Origin of the sequence: Streptococcus sp. FSL E2-3494, from assembly GCF_038007085.1 — a bacterium.
Lineage (GTDB): Bacteria > Bacillota > Bacilli > Lactobacillales > Streptococcaceae > Streptococcus > Streptococcus thermophilus.
Genome location: NZ_JBBOWN010000001.1, coordinates 1,314,732 through 1,338,435, shown reverse-complemented (window position 1 = coordinate 1,338,435; position 23,704 = coordinate 1,314,732). Strand labels below are relative to the sequence as shown.

The window sequence follows — 23,704 nt, the reverse complement described above, 5'->3', positions numbered from 1 at the left end:
AGTCCTTATGAGAATAATGGACTTTTTTCTTGTCAAAAAATAGATTAGGTGGTACCGGAAGTAAAGACCCTTTTAACATTATATTGGTTGGATATTAGAAACTTCTATCGTCAAAATAGTTTGATAATAGAAGTTTTATTTCTTACAATAAAGTTGTAAATCAAATTATAAGCGATTACTTGTAAGGCTTATAGTTATTATGGTCGTGGATATTCTTAAAACTATACTTATAATCCATATGACCTAGTCAAGCATTTTTGTAACACTAGTGTATAAAATTTCTTACGCTGCACGACATCGTGCAGCATAAGGTGTAAGTCCACCGTTTGCACGATGTGGTCTTACGTGATTATATTTCCCATAAACGAATTCATAGAGCTTTTGGTCAAGAATGTCATTTGAATCAAACTTGTAGAGATAATAGAATTCGTGTTTGAGCGTATTGTAGAATCTTTCCATAACGGCATTGTCATATGGACAGCCTGCTTTGCTCATACTTTGTTGGACATAGTTTTTATCACAAAATTTATTGAATTCTTTTGCGGTAAATTGACGCCCTTGATCAGAATGCAGGATAATTCCTTTTGCTGGTTTTCGACGTTCTAGTGCGATTTTCAAGGTTTCCTTTGCCAATTCAGTATCGATATGACTGCTGTTTAATGATGCAACCACTTCACGACCGCAAAGGTCTATAATCGTGCAATTGTAACGCATTGTTCCATCTGGACGAGTTAAATATGTAAAATCAGTACACCATATTTTATTGGGTTCTTTTACATCAAATTCCCTATTCAGAAGGTTTGGAAAGATTTTATTGGCAGTTCCTTTTACATAGTTTGGTTTCTTGCGACGTGTGATGGAACGCAAGCCCAATTCATTCATAAAATGATGTATTGTCAGATCTGAACGAATGCTTCCGATACCCTTAAGATAATCGTTCATCATTCGGTATCCAGGAACTCCATTTTCGCGGTGGTAGATTTCAACAATTTTACGTTGAATCTCTGCCTTTTCCTGACGATAAGCATGTTTTTTGTTTTTAAGATAATTATAGTAAGTATTTGGACAGATGTTCATTCTTCTAAGAAGCCATCTGACCCCAAATGTCTGTTGATATTTCTGGATGAACTGGTACTGAGCTAATCGATTTCCTTCGCAAAGAATGCTGCCGCTTTTTTTAAAAAATCATTTTCCTTTTTGAGTTCTTCAATTTCTTTGCGTAGCTTTTTTGCAACTTCGTATGAATCAGATTCTTCCCGTTTTGTTGGGCTGTTATCGCATTCTTTGCGGTATTGCTGTAACCAGTATGTCAGCGTGCCTTGTCCAAGATTATATTCTTCGGTCAGGCTTTTCTTGGTTCGTCCCTCTTCCAGATAGAGGCGAAGAACCTTTTGTTTGAGCTCAGGCTCGTAACGATTATTTGTCATTGTAACATCTCCTTGGATTATGTATGTATTTTACCAAACTATACACAGGTGTTACAACTTAATTATATCAGGTCAATAGTATAATAAATATTATTCAGGGTATAACTACTATGGATATAAAGGTTACTATGGTAGTGTAAAATAAGTTGTGTAAACACAAAAAGGAATAAATCCGTTATAGTAGAGTTGCAAAACATTACTAGAAAGAGATTTATTCCTATGACTCAGTTTACCACAGAACTACTTAACTTCCTAGCCCAAAAGCAAGATATTGATGAATTTTTCCGTACTTCTCTTGAAACAGCTATGAATGATCTGCTTCAAGCAGAGTTATCAGCCTTTTTAGGGTATGAACCTTACGATAAATTAGGCTATAATTCTGGGAATAGTCGTAACGGAAGCTATGCACGGAAATTCGAAACCAAATATGGGACTGTTCAGTTGAGTATTCCTAGAGATCGTAATGGGAACTTTAGTCCAGCTTTGCTTCCCGCTTATGGACGTCGAGATGACCACTTGGAAGAGATGGTTATCAAACTCTATCAAACCGGTGTAACGACTCGAGAAATTAGTGATATCATCGAGCGAATGTATGGTCATCACTATAGTCCTGCCACAATTTCTAATATCTCAAAAGCAACTCAGGAGAATGTCGCTACTTTTCATGAGCGAAGCTTAGAAGCCAATTACTCTGTTTTATTTCTTGACGGAACCTATCTTCCCTTAAGACGTGGAACCGTTAGTAAAGAATGTATTCATATCGCACTTGGCATTACACCAGAAGGACAGAAGGCTGTTCTTGGATATGAAATCGCCCCAAATGAAAACAATGCTTCTTGGTCCACCCTGTTAGACAAGCTTCAAAACCAAGGAATCCAACAGGTTTCTCTTGTAGTGACCGATGGCTTCAAGGGGCTTGAAGAGATTATCAATCAGGCTTACCCATTAGCTAAACAACAACGTTGCTTAATTCATATTAGTCGAAATCTAGCTAGTAAAGTGAAACGAGCAGATAGAGCGGTTATTCTGGAGCAATTTAAAACGATTTATCGTGCTGAAAATTTAGAAATGGCAGTGCAAGCTTTAGAGAACTTTATCGCTGAATGGAAACCAAAGTATAGGAAAGTCATGGAAAGTCTGGAGAATACGGATAATCTTTTAACTTTTTATCAGTTTCCCTACCAGATTTGGCATAGTATTTATTCGACAAACCTCAGTGAGTCTCTTAACAAAGAAATCAAACGTCAAACGAAAAAGAAGGTCCTTTTTCCTAACGAGGAGGCTCTGGAACGTTATTCAGTTACCCTGTTTGAAGATTATAATTTCAAGCAAAATCAACGCATCCATAAAGGGTTTGGCCAATGTGCTGACACACTTGAAAGCTTATTTGATTAACATTCTTCAACTCTACTTGAGTGTTTACACATAATTATTGACAGTATCGTTACTATCCGAACTATAACTATGATTATGGTTATAACAATTATAACGAATCAAGTACATATCGATATACTTGTACCACATCTTAAGTGAAGTAGCTACTATGTGAACTATAACGGTCGCTGGGTTCGTGGTGACAACTATAATAACAATAATGATGTTCTAACAATACACTAATGATTGGTTATGAGATTTTGAAAAAACGCTCCTCACTACCGTTATGAAAATGATATTCACTATTATTTGAAAGATAATGTCGATTATTACTCTTATTCAAATGGTAAGTGGGTACTTTTAAAGATTTAAGCACGGATTCTGAAGCTCAAACAACCTCAGAAACAGCTTCAACAGCCGATTCAACTTTAACGCTTTTAAGGGAATTGCTTGGGCACGTGACTATTTATTATAACTAATCTCAAGAGCGGTGTTGACGACAAATGATATAGTGATGTTGAATTTAGATATGTTAAATTTATTTACCATGTAAAACCAACTGGAAATTCTGACTATGTTGACTTTGATTCAGCGATGGCTGTATTTAACGAAATTAATGCACAACGTAAAGCAGCAGGTTTGCCAGAACTTACATGGTCTGATGGTTTTTACAATAGCACAACTCTTCTACATGCCGAAAATATTTCACAAAGATATAACAGTGATGGTATTGTTTATCGTCGTGAATCTAATGGTTCAGTGGTATTTGTGACCTTCTCATGAGTCCAGATGTTACCCAAGCAGCAGTCGCTTGCGTTGTCGCTGGTGATGCTACTTACTACTGGACCTTAAACTACCAATAATAAGATTTTAAATATTGTCCCAATATAGGAGGAGCACGAGATTAGTCTTGGATTCTTTTACTTTATTAATTGAACGTTTGAGTCTTCAATGTGGTATAATAAAGCCTAGAAAGAAGGCGAAACTATGAAGGTAAAAAGAGTTCAAGATTATATCTCTAAAGATTGGTTCGACGAGACAGATGGTTCTTATTTTGAACGACTTAATAGTCGTTTACAGGTCCTTCTAAGAAAAGACTACCCTGATTTAAAAGGGGATGACTTTATAAGTAATATCAGTCTTTTAGATTATAGGTTAGTTTTTCTCGACGAGGTTATCGCAAATGCTAATGAGAAAAATAAGCATGTGCGTGAAACAGTTCATGATGTGACCAAGGGTTTGCTATACGAAGATAAGGATGTCCAGGAACAATTGGATAGTCGAATTACTTTTGGCCAAAAGGTGGCGGATGAAGTGGCCAGATTTGGTGGATCTTGGATTTTCATCTTGTCATTCATTGCTTTTATGGGGATTTGGATGGGGCTGAATGTCGTCCAACCCTTTGGTATTGCCTTTGACAAGTACCCATTTATTCTGTTGAATCTCGCCTTATCTACACTGGCTGCAGCTCAGGCACCTCTGATTATGATGAGTCAGAATCGAGCATCGGATTATGATCGATTGCAAGCACGAAATGACTATCACGTCAATAAACAATCAAAGGAAGAAATCCGACTTTTACATGAAAAGATTGATCACTTGGTGCAACAAGACCAATCAGATTTGCTTACTATTCAAAAATTGCAGACAGAAATGCTAATGGCAGTTAGTCAACAAGTTGAGAAGATATCAGATGATATTCGTATTTTGAAAGTAATGAGGCTAGAAAGGGGTACTCATGAAAACAAAGATAATTAATTTAGTTGTTGTTACAGGGATGAGTGGTGCAGGTAAGACTGTAGCAATTCAATCGTTTGAGGACATTGGTTATTTTACTATTGATAATATTCCACCTTCATTGGTGCCAAAGGTTATTGAGTTGTTGAAACACAGTGAAGAGACAGATAAGATTGCTCTTGTTGTAGACATGCGTAGTCGTGTTTTCTTTGACGAAATTAACGATATTCTAGATCAGTTGGAAAGCAATGAGGAACTCAATTTCAAAATTCTTTTCTTAGATGCTACTGATGGTGAATTAGTTTCACGTTATAAAGAGACGCGTCGTAGTCATCCACTAGCGGCAGATGGACGTGTTTTGGATGGAATTAAGCTAGAGCGTGAACTTTTATCGCCACTTAAGAGTTTGAGTCAAAACGTGGTGGATACAACTAAACTAACTCCACGTCAGCTTCGTAAGGCAATTTCTGAACAATTTTCATCTAAGCAAGACCAACCTTCTTTCCGTATTGAAGTTTTGAGTTTTGGATTTAAATATGGATTGCCATTGGATGCAGATTTGGTATTTGATGTCCGTTTCTTGCCAAATCCATATTATGATCCTACTCTTCGTAACCTCACTGGCTTGGACAAAGAAGTTTATGATTTTGTTATGACTCATAAGGAATCAGAGGAATTTTACAAGAATTTAAATCATCTCATTAAACCAATTCTTCCAGGCTATCAAAAAGAAGGTAAATCTGTTCTTACCATTGCTGTTGGATGTACAGGTGGTCAACACCGTAGTGTAGCTTTTGCGCATCGTCTAGCTCAAGATTTGAAAAATGATTGGACGGTAAATGAAACACATCGTGATAAGGATAGACGTAAGGAGACGGTGAATCGTTCATGAAAAAACCAAGAATTACAGTAATAGGTGGGGGAACTGGTATTCCAGTTATTCTTCGTAGTTTGCGTCATAAAGATGTTGATATCACCGCTGTTGTAACTGTGGCTGATGATGGCGGTTCTTCAGGAAATTTGCGTAATATTATGAAACTAACTCCTCCAGGGGATTTGCGTAATGTTTTGGTTGCTATGAGTGATATGCCTAAACTTTATGAACGCGTTTTCCAATATCGTTTTGATCAAACTGATGGAGCTTTAGCTGGTCACCCACTTGGAAATCTGATTATCGCTGGAATCTCAGAAATGCAAGGGTCTACCTATAATGCTATGCAGCTTTTAACGAAGTTTTTCCATGTTACAGGTAAGATTTATCCTGCCAGCGAGACTGCTCTAACTCTTCATGCCGTCTTTCAAGATGGACATGAGGTGGCAGGTGAGAGTAGCATTTCCCAATACGAGGGCATGATTGAGCGTGTCTATGTGACTAACGCCTACAATGAAGATGTTCCGAAGGCTAGTCGTAAGGTTGTTGATGCCATTATGAATAGTGATATGATTGTACTAGGACCTGGCTCACTTTATACATCAATTTTGCCAAATCTGGTTATACCTGAGATTCGTCAGGCGCTTATAGAGACCAAGGCTGATGTCACTTACATTTGTAATATTATGACTCAGTACGGAGAAACGGAGCACTTCTCAGATGCTGACCATGTGGCCGTTCTCAATCGTCATCTTGGCTCTGATGTTATCGATAATGTTTTGGTTAACGTTAAGAAGGTTCCTCAGGAATACATGGCTAGTAATGAATTTGATGAATACCTTGTTCAGGTTGAGCATGATTTTGAGGGCTTACGTCGTGAAGCAAAAACAATTGTTTCTTCTAATTTTCTGCGACTTGAGAACGGAGGTGCCTTCCACCATGGCGATTTGGTAGTGGAAGAGCTTATGCATCTAGTGAGGAAGAAGTCATGAGTTTCACGATTAAGGTTAAAGAAGAGATAATTGCAGCCTCGAGTAAAGATATAGCGGAATTGTCAGCATTGATTAAGATGTCTGGTTCCGTTGGTTTAACGAATCATGGACTGACTCTCTCGATTTCGACAGAGAATGCAAAGATTGCTCGTCATATCTACCAGTTGATAGAAAATCGCTACCGTTGTAATCCTGAATTGAAGCATTATAACAAGACTAATCTCAAGAAAAATCGTGTTTACACTGTCTTTGTTGCTGAGAATGTCAATGATATTTTGTCTGATTTACAATTAGCAGATTCTTTCTTTGGCTTTGAAACAGGCATTGAAACGTCAATAATGGAAGATGACGATGCTGGAAGATCCTATTTACGAGGTGCTTTTTTGGCAACTGGAACGGTACGTGATCCCGAAAAAGGACGTTATCAATTGGAAATTTTCTCTGTTTATCAGGACCACGCAGAAGATTTAGCCTCTCTTATGAAAAAATTTATGCTTGATGCCAAGGTTTTACAACATAAAAATGGATTTGTGACTTATCTTCAAAAAGCAGAAGATATTATGGATTTTCTCATTGTTATTGGTGCCATGACCTCTAAGGAGATTTTTGAAGAGGTCAAAATCATGAGGGAGACCAGAAATGACCTCAATCGTGCTAATAATGCTGAGACAGCGAATATTGCTAGGACAATTAGTGCTAGCATGAAAACAATAAATAACATTATCAAGATTATGGATACGGTTGGCTTGGAGATTTTACCAGTTGAACTGCGTCAAATTGCCCAACTCCGTATTGCTAATCCAGATTATTCTATCCAGCAAATCGCAGATAGTATAGAACCTCCTCTAACCAAGAGTGGTGTCAACCATCGTCTCAGAAAAATAAATAAGATAGCAGACGATTTGTAAGTAGAAAGGAAGCTTTTATGGCTTGTACAACAATTTTAGTAGGTAAGAAAGCCTCATATGATGGCTCTACCATGATTGCACGTACTGAAGATTCTCAATCAGGGGTTTTTACGCCCAAAGAGTTCCTAGTAATAACCCCTGAAGACCAACCACGTCATTATCAGTCTGTGCTTAGCAAGTTTTCAATTGATTTGCCAGACAGTCCTTTACGTTATACCTCTGTACCAGATGCGCTTGGTAAAGACGGTATCTGGGGAGAGGCTGGTATTAACTCAGCTAATGTTGCCATGAGTGCAACAGAAACAATCACCACTAATGCGCGTGTTCTCGGTGCAGACCCTCTTGTAAAAGATGGCTTTGGAGAAGAGGATATGCTGACTTTGGTCTTGCCTTATATTAAAACTGCGCGTGAAGGCGTCCTTCGCTTGGGTAAACTCCTTGAAACTTATGGCACATATGAGTCAAATGGTATTGCCTTTGCAGATACTGAGGAAATTTGGTGGTTAGAAACAATTGGTGGTCATCATTGGATTGCCAGACGTGTTCCAGACGATGCCTATGTTTCAAACCCAAACCAACTTGGTATCGATCATTATGAATTTGAAAATTCAGACGACTATCTTGCCTCACCAGATATCCGGGACTTTATCAATAAGCATCATTTGGATTTAACCTATTCTAACGAACACTTTAATCCCCGCTATGCTTTTGGTAGCCAACGAGATAAGGACCGTCATTACAATACACCACGCGCTTGGGCTATTCAGAAATTTTTTAACCCAGAAAAGGACTATGATCCAAAATCATTCTTTATTCCATGGTGCCAAAAACCTTACCGCAAAATTACAGTTGAAGATGTTAAATACGTTTGAGTCTTCATTATCAAGATACGCCTTATGATCCTTATGGGACCTCAAGGAGACGCTATGAGTCTACGCCAATTCCGTCCAATAGGTATTAATCGTACAAGTCAAACGGCACTTTTGCAAATGCGTCCTAACAAATCATCAGAAACAACTGGTATTCAATGGTTGGTTCTGTTGCAAAGTTTGAAAATCAAACGCGCCCTCTCTGAACTCCTAATATCTTAGGCTGTTATCCCCATTAATACCTTGATTTCAGTAGACACAAAAAAGCCGAAGAGCGTTCCATTTCTTCGGTTCTTTTTATATATTCCTCGAAGGGTCTTCCTGCCCTTAATCGTGGAAGAGGCTGTACGGAGACTTTGATAAAATTTATTTCGTCGTTTAATAGGTCGATGGTCTTGTTCTATTAAATTGTTAAGATACTTCACAGTTCGGTGCTCTGTCTTAGTATATAAACCCACACTCTGTAACTTTCTAAAGGCGAAGCCAAGAGAAAGTGCTTTATCGGTCACAATTACGCAGGACCGCTTAAATCCAGATCAATCAAACCAGCGTAGAGCCAGTTATAGATGGTTTTAAAAGCTACCATTGGCTTTTGTTCAAGCTGATAGCGGCTACAAATCTGTTCAGGTGACCAGGAGGATTTTAAACCGTCCTCAATTTCCTTTTGAGACTCTGGTGTCAAACAAGGCTTCCGACGTTTTTGTTTAGACCTGTGGTCGTACTGTTCCAGTGCTAAGGCTTCGGAATAACCATTTTGGCATCGTCTTAATTCTCTTGAAATGGTAGACTTATGGACGCCAAGTTTACTTGTAATTTGGCAAGGTTTCAAACCTAATCTAAGTATGTTTCTATCTTTATTCGGTCGGTTATGGTAAGATGGGAGTAGCTCATAGTTTTTCCTCGGGTTCTGTTTGTGTGGTTACTTACAGTTTACACCAATGAAAGGCTATGAGTTTTTTGTTGCACTATATTTTACAATTTATCATCTGCAAAAAACCAGTAAATATCTAATATTAAAAAATCACTCCAATTATAATAAAGGGTTTAATAAAATTCATTATTTTTCTCCAATCTTTAGCTTTCTGTTTTACAGATGTGCATACTCATAAATATCAATCTTTTTCTATTATATAATCACTATTTACTGCCCAAACCATCAGATTCTCCTCAAATTATTTAGTTCAAGATAGCAACTGATACACTCAAATATGTTGCGAAAATAATCCAAATGAAATAAGGAATTAGAAGGAATGAAGACCACTTATTAATTTTTGAAAATTTAATGATGCAGAGATAAACAATAAAATCTAGTAAGAGAATAATTATAACTCCTAACCAAAAATAGCCTTTGAAAAAAATAATACTCCAAATAAAGTTTAAGATAAGTTGTATTCCAAAATAGAATAAAGCATTTTGGCCCTCACTCCTTCGAGTTTTCAGCTTATAAAAAATCAAATAGGCGGAAATGGCGATAAAAGCATATAATACAGGCCAAACAATTCCAAAAAGATAGTCTGGTGGTGCTAGGAGTGGGAGTTTAAGATTATTATAAATTCTCTTAATATCACCCGCCAAGAGGCCAGATAGGCCACCAATTAGCTCAATTCCTATAATAAATAATATTAATTGTCCCAATGATTTTAGTTTATTACTAGTCATAATTTCTCTCCCTTTCATAATGAATGCATTCTTTTGATTACCATACTTATATTATAACATAAATAGTTAGTCAAGCTGGCTTATTCGCTTGACTAACTTTATAACTTATATAATCATCTTTAATTTATTAAAAAATAAAAATGTCACTAGAAAAATTTTCAGTAACATTTTATAAGAGTTATTTTTAGTCGTTTTTATTATTTGTAAGGGAAAATCTGTGAGGGAATTGAACCACTCGTAGTGTATCTTTTAAGCACTTTATCAGCATCTCGTTTTTCTTTTATTACACTTACAAATTTAGCTTTTGCATCAAATTTTTGATAATCTTCATCATTAAGAATCAATATCTTAGAAGTGGCACTGTATTCTCCTAGAACAATATATTTTGTACTTTTAGGTTTCACTGACTGTCCTTTATCATCAGTTATTGTTTTATCTTCCTTTCCTGTCCACAAAGCTGGCTCGGATGATAAGTTTTCTACTGTCTTAAATTTAAACTTATCTCCTTTTTTGGTTACGTTATTAAAAACTTTTTCATTTATTAATTTATTAGCAGCTTGAGTATTCAAGAATACTGTCAATAATTATGTGTAAACACTCAAGTAGAGTTGAAGAATGTTAATCAAATAAGCTTTCAAGTGTGTCAGCACACTGGCCAAACCCTTTATGGATGCGTTGATTTTGCTTGAAATTATAATCTTCAAACAGGGTAACTAAATAACGTTCCAGAGCCTCCTCGTTAGGAAAAAGGACCTTCTTTTTCGTTTGACGTTTGATTTCTTTGTTAAGAGACTCAATGAGGTTTGTCGAATAAATGCTATGCTAAATCTGGTAGGGAAACTGATAAAAAGTTAAAAGATTATCCGTATTCTCCAGACTTTCCATGACTTTCCTATACTTTGGTTTCCATTCGGCGATAAAGTTCTCTAAAGCTTGCACTGCCATTTCTAAATTTTCAGCACGATAAATCGTTTTAAATTGCTCCAGAATAACCGCTCTATCTGCTCGTTTCACTTTACTAGCTAGATTTCGACTAATATGAATTAAGCAACGTTGTTGTTTAGCTAATGGGTAAGCCTGATTGATAATCTCTTCAAGCCCCTTGAAGCCATCGGTCACTACAAGAGAAACCTGTTGGATTCCTTGGTTTTGAAGCTTGTCTAACAGGGTGGACCAAGAAGCATTGTTTTCATTTGGGGCGATTTCATATCCAAGAACAGCCTTCTGTCCTTCTGGTGTAATGCCAAGTGCGATATGAATACATTCTTTACTAACGGTTCCACGTCTTAAGGGAAGATAGGTTCCGTCAAGAAATAAAACAGAGTAATTGGCTTCTAAGCTTCGCTCATGAAAAGTAGCGACATTCTCCTGAGTTGCTTTTGAGATATTAGAAATTGTGGCAGGACTATAGTGATGACCATACATTCGCTCGATGATATCACTAATTTCTCGAGTCGTTACACCGGTTTGATAGAGTTTGATAACCATCTCTTCCAAGTGGTCATCTCGACGTCCATAAGCGGGAAGCAAAGCTGGACTAAAGTTCCCATTACGATCTCTAGGAATACTCAACTGAACAGTCCCATATTTGGTTTCGAATTTCCGTGCATAGCTTCCGTTACGACTATTCCCAGAATTATAGCCTAATTTATCGTAAGGTTCATACCCTAAAAAGGCTGATAACTCTGCTTGAAGCAGATCATTCATAGCTGTTTCAAGAGAAGTACGGAAAAATTCATCAATATCTTGCTTTTGGGCTAGGAAGTTAAGTAGTTCTGTGGTAAACTGAGTCATAGGAATAAATCTCTTTCTAGTAATGTTTTGCAACTCTACTATAACGGATTTATTCCTTTTTGTGTTTACACAACTTATTTTACACTACCGTCTTTTTTCTCAATTTTACACTAATGGAAAACTTTGCAACAGAACCACTTTAGCCAGTTGTCTTTTTAATTCTAGAAAATCAGCTTTAGAGACGGAGCTTTCATTAGATTTAGAGTAGAGGTCTATCCATTTATAAATTGTTGCAGGGGCCACGTCGTATTCTTTAGACAGCTGGGTGACGGATTGACCAGAATGATAGAAGGTGATAAGTGTTTCTTTAAATTTTTTTGAGTAGCGTTTTTTCATGTTTTTGTCCTTTGTCTAAATTATACAATAGTGACTCTAAGATTTAAGGATAACATCACTAATAATCAGTATTGAGCTTAACAAGGTGCTATACTTAATTTTATGAGATTACAGTATCTGTTGTGGAATAGAAGCCAAAATTGGTTTCTATTTTTTTGGTTGATATTGTAATTTCGAATTAAAGTGATATACTTAGCTCATGGGTGGTTTAGCGAAAGCACCACACCTTCATCATTAGCTACTTAAATTGGGGTAGCTTTTTTAAATAATGTGTAACTATAAACAAAAATCAGTTTGATAATAAGAGTAAGGAGCATCTAACGAATAAAAATAAAGAAAAAAGGCGATCATAGGCCTACTGTTTTTTGGGTTTGTAGTAAGTATTTTAGTGATATATCTAGTGATAGTTTTACTAATGTAAGAAATAACTTAATGTTCGGATAAGGTAACACATTTTTTAAATAATTTATGAATCCTAATGATAAATTGACTTTAACTGATATTAGTGTTACACTTGCGAAGTGGGATGGAGCAGTTAGGTAGCTCGTCGGGCTCATAACCCGAAGGTCATAGGTTCAAATCCTATTCCCGCAATATTTTAAGGGCTTTAGGGAGCTCTTATTCTTCTTATAAAAAACTCACCCTTAAGTAAAAATTTTTTCGTGAAATAGGTAGCGCCTAGAATGGAAGTGAAAAATGAAAACATTAGATAAAATTACATTATCTAATGGGGAACAAGTAACAGTCGTTTCTGGAGATATTAATCTCTATAAGTATGTACTAATTGTTGAATTAGAAAACCATAATGTCAGGGTGGTTGATAGAGAAACTCTGACACTTGCTAAAGCAAATCCTCATGAAAATCTGGGGAATCACAAGAAAATCAATAAGTTTTAAATAGACCAATTTGACTTTGGTAAGAATAGGTGTTACTATTAAGAGGTAGGTTTTGTCTCGAGTTTGAATGTTTTAGGAATGCACTTTTTCGCAAAATAGGATTTACAGATGATGCGAAAGGATGTATTACATGAATAAAGGAACAATAAATTGGTTTAACGCTGACAAAGGCTATGGTTTTATTATGGCAGATGATATGCAAGATGTGTTTGCTTATCTCTTATCTATTCAGGGAAATGATTTTAAAAAATACGATGAAGGTCAAAAGGTTACTTTTGATATCAAAATGACGTCTCGTGGTCGTTATGATTCAAACGTACATAAAAGATAAATGAGTTAAAGCATGGGGTGTCCTTTGCTTTTTTATTTATTGCTATTGCAAAAACGAATTAAAATGTTATACTGAGTGAGGGAAAGATTAGTTGCTTTCCCTACAGTTCATAAAATCCATGTCACTACGATATGGATTTTATTAATCAGAGAGTAGCTTGACATTGAGTATAATTAGTGTTACTATTAAGAAGTAGATTTTGTAATGAGTAAAATGTTTTATAAATTCACTTTTCGCAAAATAAGATTTACAATTTTGTCGAAAGGAAATAAATATATTATGGCAAATGGAACAGTAAAATGGTTTAACGCAGATAAAGGATTTGGTTTTATTACCTCTGAAGATGGTCAAGATTTGTTCGCTCACTTCTCATCAATTCAATCTGATGGATTCAAATCACTTGACGAAGATCAAAAAGTTGAATTTGATGTTGAAGTAGGTCAACGTGGACCTCAAGCAGTTAATATTACAAAAGCATAATTGTATCTGAAAATCGTGCAAAAGCTGGAGTCATGACTTCAGCTTTTTTTTTTTAATATTCAGTTGCAATTATGAGAGAGTATGATATACTTAGCCAGCAAGAGGAAACTCACACTTCCCAATCATAAATTAGGGCCACTCTAATATAGAATGGTTTTTTAATGTTTATTAATTAAAATTAATATTTAAAAGATTTATATAAAAAACCACCTATCACAGCACATAATGATAAGTAGTTTTTGGTGCATAGGTAGTGTAAAATAAGTTGTGTAAACACAAAAAGGAATAAATTCGTTATAGTAGAGTTGCAAAACATTACTAGAAAGAGATTTATTCCTATGACTCAGTTTACCACAGAACTACTTAACTTCCTAGCCCAAAAGCAAGATATTGATGAATTTTTCCGTACTTCTCTTGAAACAGCTATGAATGATCTGCTTCAAGCAGAGTTATCAGCCTTTTTAGGGTATGAACCTTACGATAAATTAGGCTATAATTCTGGGAATAGTCGTAACGGAAGCTATGCACGGAAATTCGAAACCAAATATGGGACTGTTCAGTTGAGTATTCCTAGAGATCGTAATGGGAACTTTAGTCCAGCTTTGCTTCCCGCTTATGGACGTCGAGATGACCACTTGGAAGAGATGGTTATCAAACTCTATCAAACCGGTGTAACGACTCGAGAAATTAGTGATATCATCGAGCGAATGTATGGTCATCACTATAGTCCTGCCACAATTTCTAATATCTCAAAAGCAACTCAGGAGAATGTCGCTACTTTTCATGAGCGAAGCTTAGAAGCCAATTACTCTGTTTTATTTCTTGACGGAACCTATCTTCCCTTAAGACGTGGAACCGTTAGTAAAGAATGTATTCATATCGCACTTGGCATTACACCAGAAGGACAGAAGGCTGTTCTTGGATATGAAATCGCCCCAAATGAAAACAATGCTTCTTGGTCCACCCTGTTAGACAAGCTTCAAAACCAAGGAATCCAACAGGTTTCTCTTGTAGTGACCGATGGCTTCAAGGGGCTTGAAGAGATTATCAATCAGGCTTACCCATTAGCTAAACAACAACGTTGCTTAATTCATATTAGTCGAAATCTAGCTAGTAAAGTGAAACGAGCAGATAGAGCGGTTATTCTGGAGCAATTTAAAACGATTTATCGTGCTGAAAATTTAGAAATGGCAGTGCAAGCTTTAGAGAACTTTATCGCCGAATGGAAACCAAAGTATAGGAAAGTCATGGAAAGTCTGGAGAATACGGATAATCTTTTAACTTTTTATCAGTTTCCCTACCAGATTTGGCATAGCATTTATTCGACAAACCTCATTGAGTCTCTTAACAAAGAAATCAAACGTCAAACGAAAAAGAAGGTCCTTTTTCCTAACGAGGAGGCTCTGGAACGTTATTTAGTTACCCTGTTTGAAGATTATAATTTCAAGCAAAATCAACGCATCCATAAAGGGTTTGGCCAATGTGCTGACACACTTGAAAGCTTATTTGATTAACATTCTTCAACTCTACTTGAGTGTTTACACATAATTATTGACAGTATCGACATCACATTTAAGTTACAAAAGAAACATATCGATTATTATGTTCATAACATTTATAGAATATAACTTTTTTTTTGACTTTTATGGTTTACAAGTGTAAACTATACATAGATAGAAATTTCAAAGCATTCATTTAGGAGGAAAATATGTCAAATAAAACTCATTCGTCTAATCACGAAGAAATGATGTCTGAGCATCATCACAATCATGAAATGGTGGATATGAAGCACGAAAATCATGAGATGCACAACATGCACAACATGCACAACATGCACAACATGCACAACATGCACAACATGCACAACATGCACAACATGCACAATATGGATAATATGGATAATATGGATAATATGCATGATATGGACAATATGGATATGATGAATCATGGAGGACACATGATGCATATGGGTGATATGAGTAAAAAGCTCAAAGTGGCTATCATTCTAATGATTCCGCTTCTACTCATTTCACCAATCGCTGGCTTTACTATCCTTAAATTCCCCGGAAGTGAAATTTTGCAACTTATCCTTGGTACAATTATCTTCTTTTACTCTGGGACTCCTTTTTTTAGCGGAGCAAAAGGTGAATTAAAAAGCCGTAAGCCAGCCATGATGATGCTGATTACAATGGGAATTGCCGTTGCCTATGCTTATTCTGTTTATGCCACAATTATGAGTCTTAACGGACATATGGGCATGAACTTCTGGTTTGAACTGGCAACTTTAATTGTCATTATGTTGATTGGTCACCTGATTGAGATGAAAGCAATCATGGGTGCTGGCGATGCATTGAAAGATTTAGCAAGCCTTGTTCCCAAAAAAGCTCACTTAAAAAGTGGGAAGGATGTGGAGCTTTCAGAACTAAAAGTTGGCGATTTGCTTTTAGTGAAAGAAAATGAAAGAATTCCTGCAGATGGCCTTATATTAAGTGAAGCGCTCGTTGATGAGTCAATGATTACTGGTGAAAGCCGAGCAGTCAATAAAAAAACAAATGACCTTGTTTATGGTGGTTCCCTCAATCTAAACCAACCATTTGAGATGAAAGTCACAACCCTTGGAAAAGATTCATTTCTCAATCAAGTGGCCGAATTAGTCAAGAAAGCCCAAGCTCAAAAATCTAATTTGGAAAATATGGCTGACAGAGTGGCTGGTTACCTTTTCTATGCTGCACTTATTGTCGGTATCTTCTCATTAATTTTTTGGACAATTAGTTCTAACTTTAGTTTTGCTCTACTTCGTGCGGTTTCTGTTTTTGTAATTGCATGTCCACACGCTTTAGGTCTTGCGGTTCCACTTGTTGTTTCTCGCTTAACCAGTATTTCTGCTAAAAATGGTTTATTAATTCAAAACAGAACCTCTTTGGAAAAAATAAATACAATTAAATATGCCTTAATGGATAAAACAGGAACATTAACTGACGGTAAGTTTACTGTCCGTGATGTTATTGATTTTACTGGTGAAACAGACATTCTCCAAATCATGGCAGCACTTGAAGGAAGTTCCACTCACCCAATTGCTCAATCAATCGTTTCAGCTGCTAAACCTCTTAAAAATCTAAAAGTTGAAGCGGTTGAAAACATTCCAGGAGTTGGAATTAAAGGGCAAGTTAATCAAAACTTTTATCAAATTGTTAACTATAAATATCTTCGTGAAAATCAACTTTCTTATGATGAACAAAAGATTGCTCAATATTTAGATTTAGGTTTAACTGTATCTTTCCTAATCAATGAACAACAAGATGTTTTAGGATTTATTGCCTTAGGAGATTCTCCTAAAGCAGACGCGAAAGCCTTTATTAATGGTTTATTAGCCCAAGGAATTACCCCTGTTATGCTCACGGGTGATAATAAAGAAACTGCTCAAAAAATTGCTAGTGCACTAAATATTCCCGAATTTAGAGCGGAATTAAAACCTGAAGATAAAGCAGAAATTGTGAAAGAATACCAAAAGAAAGCCGGCGTTCTTTTCATTGGTGATGGTGTCAATGATGCCCCAGCCCTTGCAACTGCTACGATTGGTGTTGCGATTGGAGCAGGAACTTCGGTTGCTATCAGTACCGCTGATGTCGTCCTAGTTAACTCCAATCCAAGTGACGTCTTGGATATGATTAACATCTCCAAACGCATGCTTAGAAAAATGAAACAAAACCTCTGGTTTGGAGCAGGCTATAACATTATTGCTATTCCTGTTGCAGCGGGTATTCTTTATCCATTTACAGGATTTTATATTGACCCTCTCATTGCAGCAGTCCTGATGTCAATCTCAACCGTGATTGTCTCAATCAACGCGATGGGATTGAGGTATGATAAAAAATAGAAGAGCACATGCTCTTCTATTTTTTTCATACTAATTATGAAACTTTTATCACTTAAATATACTTAAAGATTAGATACTGTCAATAATTATGTGTAAACACTCAAGTCAAGTAGAGTTGAAGAATGTTAATCAAATAAGCTTTCAAGTGTGTCAGCACAATGGCCAAACCCTTTATGGATGCGTTGATTTTGCTTGAAATTATAATCTTCAAACAGGGTAACTGAATAACGTTCCAGAGCCTCCTCGTTAGGAAAAAGGACCTTCTTTTTCGTTTGACGTTTGATTTCTTTGTTAAGAGACTCAATGAGGTTTGTCGAATAAATACTATGCCAAATCTGGTAGGGAAACTGATAAAAAGTTAAAAGATTATCCGTATTCTCCAGACTTTCCATGACTTTCCTATACTTTGGTTTCCATTCAGCGATAAAGTTCTCTAAAGCTTGCACTGCCATTTCTAAATTTTCAGCACGATAAATCGTTTTAAATTGCTCCAGAATAACCGCTCTATCTGCTCGTTTCACTTTACTAGCTAGATTTCGACTAATATGAATTAAGCAACGTTGTTGTTTAGCTAATGGGTAAGCCTGATTGATAATCTCTTCAAGCCCCTTGAAGCCATCGGTCACTACAAGAGAAACCTGTTGGATTCCTTGGTTTTGAAGCTTGTCTAACAGGGTGGACCAAGAAGCATTGTTTTCATTTGGGGCGATTTCATATCCAAGAACAGCCTTCTGTCCTTCTGGTGTAATGCCAAGTGCGATATGAATACATTCTTTACTAACGGTTCCACGTCTTAAGGGAAGATAGGTTCCGTCAAGAAATAAAACAGAGTAATTGGCTTCTAAGCTTCGCTCATGAAAAGTAGCGACATTCTCCTGAGTTGCTTTTGAGATATTAGAAATTGTGGCAGGACTATAGTGATGACCATACATTCGCTCGATGATATCACTAATTTCTCGAGTCGTTACACCGGTTTGATAGAGTTTGATAACCATCTCTTCCAAGTGGTCATCTCGACGTCCATAAGCGGGAAGCAAAGCTGGACTAAAGTTCCCATTACGATCTCTAGGAATACTCAACTGAACAGTCCCATATTTGGTTTCGAATTTCCGTGCATAGCTTCCGTTACGACTATTCCCAGAATTATAGCCTAATTTATCGTAAGGTTCATACCCTAAAAAGGCTGATAACTCTGCTTGAAGCAGATCATTCATAGCTGTTTCAAGAGAAGTACGGAAAAATTCATCAATATCTTGCTTTTGGGCTAGGAAGTTAAGTAGTTCTGTGGTAAACTGAGTCATAGGAATAAATCTCTTTCTAGTAATGTTTTGCAACTCTACTATAACGGATTTATTCCTTTTTGTGTTTACACAACTTATTTTACACTACCTCTAATAACAAATACATTGATATTTCAAACAGTATAACAAACGGAACAGTTCCATGGCAATTATTTGGTTACGACTATAAAAATCAAGACTTGGCTAGGGTAATTGATCTTTCAAAAGAACTGTTTATTTCTAAAGTGGGAAAATGGGAGACATACTCATACTTGATTCTTTCAATAAATATTTAGAAACACTTCCAAGGGATAGAAACTATCCTTCAACACCATTTGACAAACTTCCAAAAAAATAGCCTCAGTTAAAGCAACTGTGACTAAAAACCAAAAATTTGTCACTCTTTCTACTATAGTAAAGGATTGTTTAGGCTATCATCCAAATTGTACAGCAGAACAAATTCCATTGATGCCAAGAAAACTGTCCCTCGCAGTAGTGCTCCAAATGTTTTTTAAATCATTTTGTGAATTTCGTTAATGAAAAACTCTAAAATTTTACTGACAGAAAACTAGTCAGTAAATTAACTCACAAAAAAAGCCGTCAGTTTACTGACAGCTTTTTTATTATCCTTTAGATTTTACAATTGCAAGTAAAATTGCACCTGTTACGAACAGAACAATTCCAATTCCAAGATAAACCAATTCTTTTTTGGTTTTCTTTTCACCAAGGAAGAGAATTCCTCCAATAATTGAAATGATAACACCTAATTGTGAGAATGAAAAGGCAATTGCGTTACCAGCAGCGCTTGCAGCCATAAGCATAAAGATATTACCTACACCAAACATTACTCCATCAATCATATTTAGATAAACATATTTTTCCATTTTAATTTTGAAACGACCCATCACAAGTGCTCCAAAGATCATTCCAACTGACATTGGCAAGATAATTGTCAGTGTATCAAAATGAACATTGAACCAAAGTACTGCTAAGTTATTAAAAAGAATAACATAGAGAACATATCCCAAAGTTGAGTAAGTTAAAGCAATCAATCCTTTAGTATAATTACGTCCTTCTTCAACAACTGCATTTTCTGGGTCACGTTTAGCTGAGAAATAGAACCCAACTACCAAAACAGCCATCGCAATAAATCCGATAATAAATTGAATTTGTTTTGTCCATTCGTGGAAAGCAAAAACCCCAAGCAATACACCAAATACTAATTGACTTCCTGCTGAAAGTGGACTCGCTACTGAAACACCCATGTATTTCATTGAATTAAACTGACCAAATTGTCCAATTGCCCAAAACAATCCACCAATAAATCCAATTAAGAAAATTTGCCATGTCAACGTTGGCATGCGGAATAAGGAAACAATAAGTGCAACAACAAAAGCGCCCAAAGTCATTCCCAGTGTTTGTTGATTAGCATCACCACCAAGTATATTAGCTACCAATCCGACAGCACCCCAAGCAAAAATTGGAACAAGCGCGAAAAGAACTCCTTGCATGTTTATATTTACCTCTTTAAAATAATTTTTTACCTAAAAAATTAAGCATACCTCTATATTACTCTTATTTCGGGAAAAAACAAGAGATAAAAAAATACACAAGAACCATAACTGTGGTTCTACGTCAACTGGTGTTGAATAATAAATTTATCATTTGAGGCGGTTCTCCATTTGGGGAGCCGTCTTTGTCATGTTATGGCGTGATTTGGTAGATTCGTTTGAAGAAGTTCAGCTGATTCTTGAAGCAAAAACAGGATCGTTTGAATGACTTGATGAGGAGGTTAATCCCTTCGATTGGACCGTTGGAATAAGGGCTGGTGACAGCGGCGAGAACAGCGACTTTGTGTCGCTTAAGCGTCGCGATCGTCATATCCATTGCCGTACCGTTTGACTCGTAAGTAGCTAACAGGTTTGCCAGTTACGCGGGATGTTTATTCACCATCTAAGCATCATGAAGCGATAAGTAGGTTTCGTAGGTTTGTTTGAGCTTGGGCTCAGTATCAAGTGCGATATCGATGACCCTCGATTTCGTGAATATGGCATTGCGCCAAAAACTAAATCGGAAGATTCTTTCTTGTCGCATTGTTTGTACCATACCAAAGAGAGTGGCCGCGTGGCCATTACCCTCCCACACGGTGTCTTGTTTAGAGGCGCTGCGGAAGGACGGATTCGAAAAGCTTTGATTGATAAACATCAAATTGAATCGGTAATTGGTTTTCCAGATAAACTCTTTTTGAACACAGGCATTCCCGTTTGTGTCTTAATTCTTAAAAAGAATCGAGCAAACTCAGATATTCTTTTTGTGGACGCAAGTCAAGGCTTTGAAAAGATGAAGAATCAAAAGCAATTACGCCCAGAAGATATTTACAAGATCACTGAAACAGTCATTCATCGCAAGGCGGTTGATAAATATAGCCACTTAGCAACGCTTGAGGAAGTCATTGAGAATGATTACAACTTAAATATTCCGCGTTATATGGATACCTTTGAAGAGGAAGAACCGATTTGACTTAGTGGATATTCAAGGTCAAATAGATGAAGTAGACGCAGAGATTGCGAAAGCTAATCAAACCTTAGCAAACCACTTTAAGGAACTGGGAGTGTCGAAATGAAGGAAAAAGTACAGGCTCCAGAATTAAGATTTGATGGTTTTACGGATGATTGGGAACAGCGTAAGTTTGCTGATTTTATTGATGTTAAGTCTGGAAAAGACTACAAACATCTGAATGCGGGATCAATACCTGTCTATGGAACTGGTGGATATATGCTAAGTGTAGATAGAGCGCTATCAGATATAGATGCCATTGGGTTCGGAAGGAAAGGGACAATTGATAAGCCTTATTTATTAAAAGCGCCTTTTTGGACTGTCGATACCTTGTTTTATGCTGTTCCTAAACAAAATATTGACCTTCAATTTTCACTATCTATTTTTTAAAAAAATTGGAAAAAATTTGATGAATCTACTGGTGTACCTAGTTTATCGAAAACTGTAATTAATAGTGTGGGTGCTTTTGTTCCCAGTTATGAAGAACAACAAAAAATAGGTTCATTCTTCAAACAGTTAGATGATACTATCGCTTTCCATCAACGTAAGTTAGATTTGTTGAAAGAACAGAAAAAGGCTTTTTACAAAAGATGTTTGTTTAGGGTCTATAATTAGATAATAACCCCTAAGAAATCAAATAAAAATAACCCCTATAATCCAAATTCTAGATTATAGGGGCTGTTTATTTATTTTAATGATATAATAACCCTAAAAGGAGGACGTTATGCCATACCATATATTTATTAATCGAGAATCTGGAAATGATAATATTTCTATTTTTTATGAAGAAACTACTTTTGTAGTTATTGCCAATAAAGATGATTTACCAGCAATTCAATTAATTGAGGAATCTAAAAAACCAGGTATATATATATTACTAGGAGATAATAAACGTTATGTAGGTCAAGCCTCTAATTCTATTTTTTCTAGGTTACAACAACACAATACAAATAAACCATGGTGGAACAAATTAATATTTTTTGGACGTGAAGATGGGCATCTATCTAAAGCACAACTAGATCTTTTAGAACGTTTAATCATTGAAAAAATGAATACTGCTAATATTGATTTAGATAATAGCACTCAAGGAAATAAAAGCTATATTGATAAATTAAGCAAATTTTCAGCTCTGTCATTATGGAATAAGGTTGAGAAACTATTGAATGATGTTGCTAATATCGATTTATTTGATTCAGAACACATTCAAACTGAAGATAATAGTGACAACTCAACTCTAAATAGTCATATATCAATCATATTTGGAGAATCATTATATACTGGGAAATCATGTAGAGATGTATTTACGCAATTAGTTTCTAATTTAGTATTATCCGCAGAGTTGGATAAATTGATTCCCTTAATGAGTCCCAATGAACCCAATACAGTACAAATACTTGGCAATAGAGAACATATATCAGCTAAAGGGACGAAGCTGACTAAACCAATAGAGCTAACTAAATACCATATGTATGTTAATTTTTCAAAAATAGGCTTATACAATCAAATCAAAAAATTAGCTGAACTGACTGAAAAAAAGTTATATTTGAAAGGTGGTAATTCATATGGTTAAACAAATCGTTCTTCCCATCAAAGATTCGAATGTCTTAAAAATGGTCCAAGATACGTTACTTGATAGTTTTCGGGCTGGGCGTCGTAACTACACGATCTTTCAAGTCGGTAAGGCCACACTACTCCGTGTGAGTGATGTCATGAAATTAAAAAAATCAGATGTCTTTAACCCAGATGGTTCTATCAAAAGCACGGCTTTTATTCATGATAAAAAAACAGGAAAAGCGAATACGTTATATTTGAAACCAGTACAACAAGATTTATTGATTCATCATGATTGGCTGGTCCAACAAAATCTTAATTCTGAATGGTTATTTCCATCAACCTCTCGCCCAGAGCGTCATATCACTGAAAAGCAATTTTATAAGGTCATGGCGCACGTTGGCGATCTTTTAGGTATATCAACCTATTTAGGAACACATACCATACGTAAAACAGGCGCTTATCGTGTTTATACGCAGTCGAATTATAATATTGGTTTAGTGATGCATTTACTAAACCATTCAAGCGAAGCAATGACTTTAACTTATCTCGATTTAGATCAAGCCAGTCATGAAACAATTTTAGACCAAATCGATTTTGGATAGTTTTGAAAGAAAGAAGCTGGAGCTATACTATCAAGCATGATATAATTAGAATCATCGACCTACAAGGAGGTCTAGGATGAGTGAATTTTAGATAGCATTACCAAGCAATCAAGACACCGATATTGACGTTACCAATCAAGGTTTATACAACTACGACTTT

Annotated in this window: 20 protein-coding genes, 1 tRNA gene and 7 pseudogenes; 18 read left to right on the top strand and 10 right to left on the bottom strand. The window is 36.1% G+C overall.

Annotated elements, in window-relative coordinates; all coding sequences use genetic code 11:
* Window positions 1-282: 282 nt before the first annotated feature.
* A protein-coding gene (locus tag NST05_RS06935; protein WP_340742954.1) for an IS3 family transposase occupies window positions 283-1,427 on the bottom strand; the annotation gives its coding sequence in 2 pieces (ribosomal slippage) (window positions 283-1,166 and window positions 1,166-1,427; 1,146 coding nt in all).
* A 219-nt stretch (window positions 1,428-1,646) separates the two neighbouring features.
* Between NST05_RS06935 and NST05_RS06930 the strand changes: the two genes are divergently transcribed.
* The 7 genes and pseudogenes from NST05_RS06930 to NST05_RS06900 all read left to right on the top strand — a co-directional run.
* A complete protein-coding gene (locus tag NST05_RS06930; protein WP_340742953.1) occupies window positions 1,647-2,822 on the top strand; it encodes an IS256-like element IS1191 family transposase in 1,176 nt (391 codons plus the stop codon).
* Window positions 2,823-3,395: 573 nt separating this feature from the next.
* Window positions 3,396-3,584: a serine protease gene (locus tag NST05_RS06925; protein ID WP_084828749.1), complete on the top strand. Its 189-nt coding sequence runs from the start codon at window positions 3,396-3,398 to the stop codon at window positions 3,582-3,584.
* Between the two features lie 204 nt (window positions 3,585-3,788).
* Complete coding sequence (locus NST05_RS06920; protein WP_084828750.1) at window positions 3,789-4,559, top strand: DUF1003 domain-containing protein; 771 nt, start codon at window positions 3,789-3,791, stop codon at window positions 4,557-4,559.
* Window positions 4,540-5,430, top strand: coding sequence for an RNase adapter RapZ (rapZ, locus tag NST05_RS06915; RefSeq protein WP_084828751.1), 891 nt, complete (start codon window positions 4,540-4,542; stop codon window positions 5,428-5,430). The genes NST05_RS06920 and rapZ overlap by 20 nt, the downstream gene beginning before the upstream one ends.
* The gene (locus NST05_RS06910; RefSeq protein WP_084828752.1) at window positions 5,427-6,401 is read left to right on the top strand and encodes a YvcK family protein; all 975 of its coding nucleotides are present in this window, start codon (window positions 5,427-5,429) and stop codon (window positions 6,399-6,401) included. Before rapZ ends, NST05_RS06910 begins: the two co-directional genes overlap by 4 nt.
* The gene (gene whiA / locus NST05_RS06905; protein ID WP_084828753.1) at window positions 6,398-7,309 is read left to right on the top strand and encodes a DNA-binding protein WhiA; all 912 of its coding nucleotides are present in this window, start codon (window positions 6,398-6,400) and stop codon (window positions 7,307-7,309) included. Before NST05_RS06910 ends, whiA begins: the two co-directional genes overlap by 4 nt.
* Before the next feature lie 17 nt (window positions 7,310-7,326).
* Window positions 7,327-8,343, top strand: a pseudogene (locus NST05_RS06900) (C69 family dipeptidase); the annotation flags it as partial.
* 53 nt (window positions 8,344-8,396) lie between these two features.
* Here NST05_RS06900 and NST05_RS06895 read toward each other — a convergent pair.
* The 6 genes and pseudogenes from NST05_RS06895 to NST05_RS06870 all read right to left on the bottom strand — a co-directional run.
* Window positions 8,397-8,693 (bottom strand): annotated as a pseudogene (locus tag NST05_RS06895) (DDE-type integrase/transposase/recombinase); the annotation flags it as partial.
* A gap of 8 nt (window positions 8,694-8,701) precedes the next feature.
* Window positions 8,702-9,069: pseudogene (locus tag NST05_RS06890) on the bottom strand (transposase); the annotation flags it as partial.
* Window positions 9,070-9,354: 285 nt separating this feature from the next.
* Window positions 9,355-9,837, bottom strand: coding sequence for a TspO/MBR family protein (locus NST05_RS06885; RefSeq protein ID WP_084829214.1), 483 nt, complete (start codon window positions 9,835-9,837; stop codon window positions 9,355-9,357).
* Between the two features lie 197 nt (window positions 9,838-10,034).
* Entirely contained in the window at window positions 10,035-10,406 is a 372-nt protein-coding gene (locus tag NST05_RS06880; protein WP_180481963.1) for a lipoprotein BA_5634 family protein, read from the bottom strand.
* Between the two features lie 49 nt (window positions 10,407-10,455).
* Window positions 10,456-11,631 (bottom strand): annotated as a pseudogene (locus NST05_RS06875) (IS256-like element IS1191 family transposase).
* A 135-nt stretch (window positions 11,632-11,766) separates the two neighbouring features.
* A pseudogene (locus NST05_RS06870) lies at window positions 11,767-11,967 on the bottom strand (transposase); the annotation flags it as partial.
* A 520-nt stretch (window positions 11,968-12,487) separates the two neighbouring features.
* Between NST05_RS06870 and NST05_RS06865 the strand changes: the two are divergent.
* The 6 genes from NST05_RS06865 (at window position 12,488) to NST05_RS06840 (ending at window position 17,552) form a co-directional block, all read left to right on the top strand.
* Window positions 12,488-12,561, top strand: a tRNA-Met gene (locus tag NST05_RS06865).
* 102 nt (window positions 12,562-12,663) lie between these two features.
* The gene (locus tag NST05_RS06860; RefSeq protein ID WP_084828756.1) at window positions 12,664-12,864 is read left to right on the top strand and encodes a bacteriocin; all 201 of its coding nucleotides are present in this window, start codon (window positions 12,664-12,666) and stop codon (window positions 12,862-12,864) included.
* 130 nt (window positions 12,865-12,994) lie between these two features.
* Window positions 12,995-13,195, top strand: coding sequence for a cold-shock protein (locus NST05_RS06855; protein ID WP_084828757.1), 201 nt, complete (start codon window positions 12,995-12,997; stop codon window positions 13,193-13,195).
* A 279-nt stretch (window positions 13,196-13,474) separates the two neighbouring features.
* The gene (locus NST05_RS06850; RefSeq protein WP_014621469.1) at window positions 13,475-13,675 is read left to right on the top strand and encodes a cold-shock protein; all 201 of its coding nucleotides are present in this window, start codon (window positions 13,475-13,477) and stop codon (window positions 13,673-13,675) included.
* 338 nt (window positions 13,676-14,013) lie between these two features.
* Window positions 14,014-15,189, top strand: a complete 1,176-nt coding sequence (locus NST05_RS06845) for an IS256-like element IS1191 family transposase (protein ID WP_159341049.1) — start codon at window positions 14,014-14,016, stop codon at window positions 15,187-15,189.
* 194 nt (window positions 15,190-15,383) lie between these two features.
* On the top strand, window positions 15,384-17,552 hold the full coding sequence (locus NST05_RS06840) for a heavy metal translocating P-type ATPase (protein ID WP_340742952.1): 2,169 nt from the start codon (window positions 15,384-15,386) through the stop codon (window positions 17,550-17,552).
* Window positions 17,553-17,677: 125 nt separating this feature from the next.
* On the opposite strand, the gene NST05_RS06835 is transcribed toward NST05_RS06840, so the two are convergent.
* The 3 genes and pseudogenes from NST05_RS06835 to NST05_RS06825 all read right to left on the bottom strand — a co-directional run.
* On the bottom strand, window positions 17,678-18,853 hold the full coding sequence (locus NST05_RS06835; protein WP_340742951.1) for an IS256-like element IS1191 family transposase: 1,176 nt from the start codon (window positions 18,851-18,853) through the stop codon (window positions 17,678-17,680).
* Window positions 18,854-19,455: 602 nt separating this feature from the next.
* Window positions 19,456-20,343, bottom strand: coding sequence for a GRP family sugar transporter (locus tag NST05_RS06830; protein WP_340742950.1), 888 nt, complete (start codon window positions 20,341-20,343; stop codon window positions 19,456-19,458).
* A 193-nt stretch (window positions 20,344-20,536) separates the two neighbouring features.
* Window positions 20,537-20,866: pseudogene (locus NST05_RS06825) on the bottom strand (transposase); the annotation flags it as partial.
* Here NST05_RS06825 and NST05_RS06820 point away from each other — a divergent pair.
* The 5 genes and pseudogenes from NST05_RS06820 to NST05_RS06800 all read left to right on the top strand — a co-directional run.
* A pseudogene (locus tag NST05_RS06820) lies at window positions 20,858-21,455 on the top strand (N-6 DNA methylase); the annotation flags it as partial. The pseudogenes NST05_RS06825 and NST05_RS06820 overlap by 9 nt on opposite strands.
* The gene (locus tag NST05_RS06815; RefSeq protein WP_084828759.1) at window positions 21,452-21,778 is read left to right on the top strand and encodes a restriction endonuclease; all 327 of its coding nucleotides are present in this window, start codon (window positions 21,452-21,454) and stop codon (window positions 21,776-21,778) included. The pseudogene NST05_RS06820 and the gene NST05_RS06815, both read left to right, overlap by 4 nt.
* Before the next feature lie 66 nt (window positions 21,779-21,844).
* On the top strand, window positions 21,845-22,003 hold the full coding sequence (locus NST05_RS06810; RefSeq protein ID WP_309252091.1) for a restriction endonuclease subunit S: 159 nt from the start codon (window positions 21,845-21,847) through the stop codon (window positions 22,001-22,003).
* Between the two features lie 109 nt (window positions 22,004-22,112).
* Window positions 22,113-22,958, top strand: a complete 846-nt coding sequence (locus NST05_RS06805) for a GIY-YIG nuclease family protein (protein ID WP_232693757.1) — start codon at window positions 22,113-22,115, stop codon at window positions 22,956-22,958.
* A complete protein-coding gene (locus NST05_RS06800) occupies window positions 22,951-23,544 on the top strand; it encodes a site-specific integrase (RefSeq protein ID WP_084828761.1) in 594 nt (197 codons plus the stop codon). Before NST05_RS06805 ends, NST05_RS06800 begins: the two co-directional genes overlap by 8 nt.
* Window positions 23,545-23,704 lie beyond the last annotated feature (160 nt).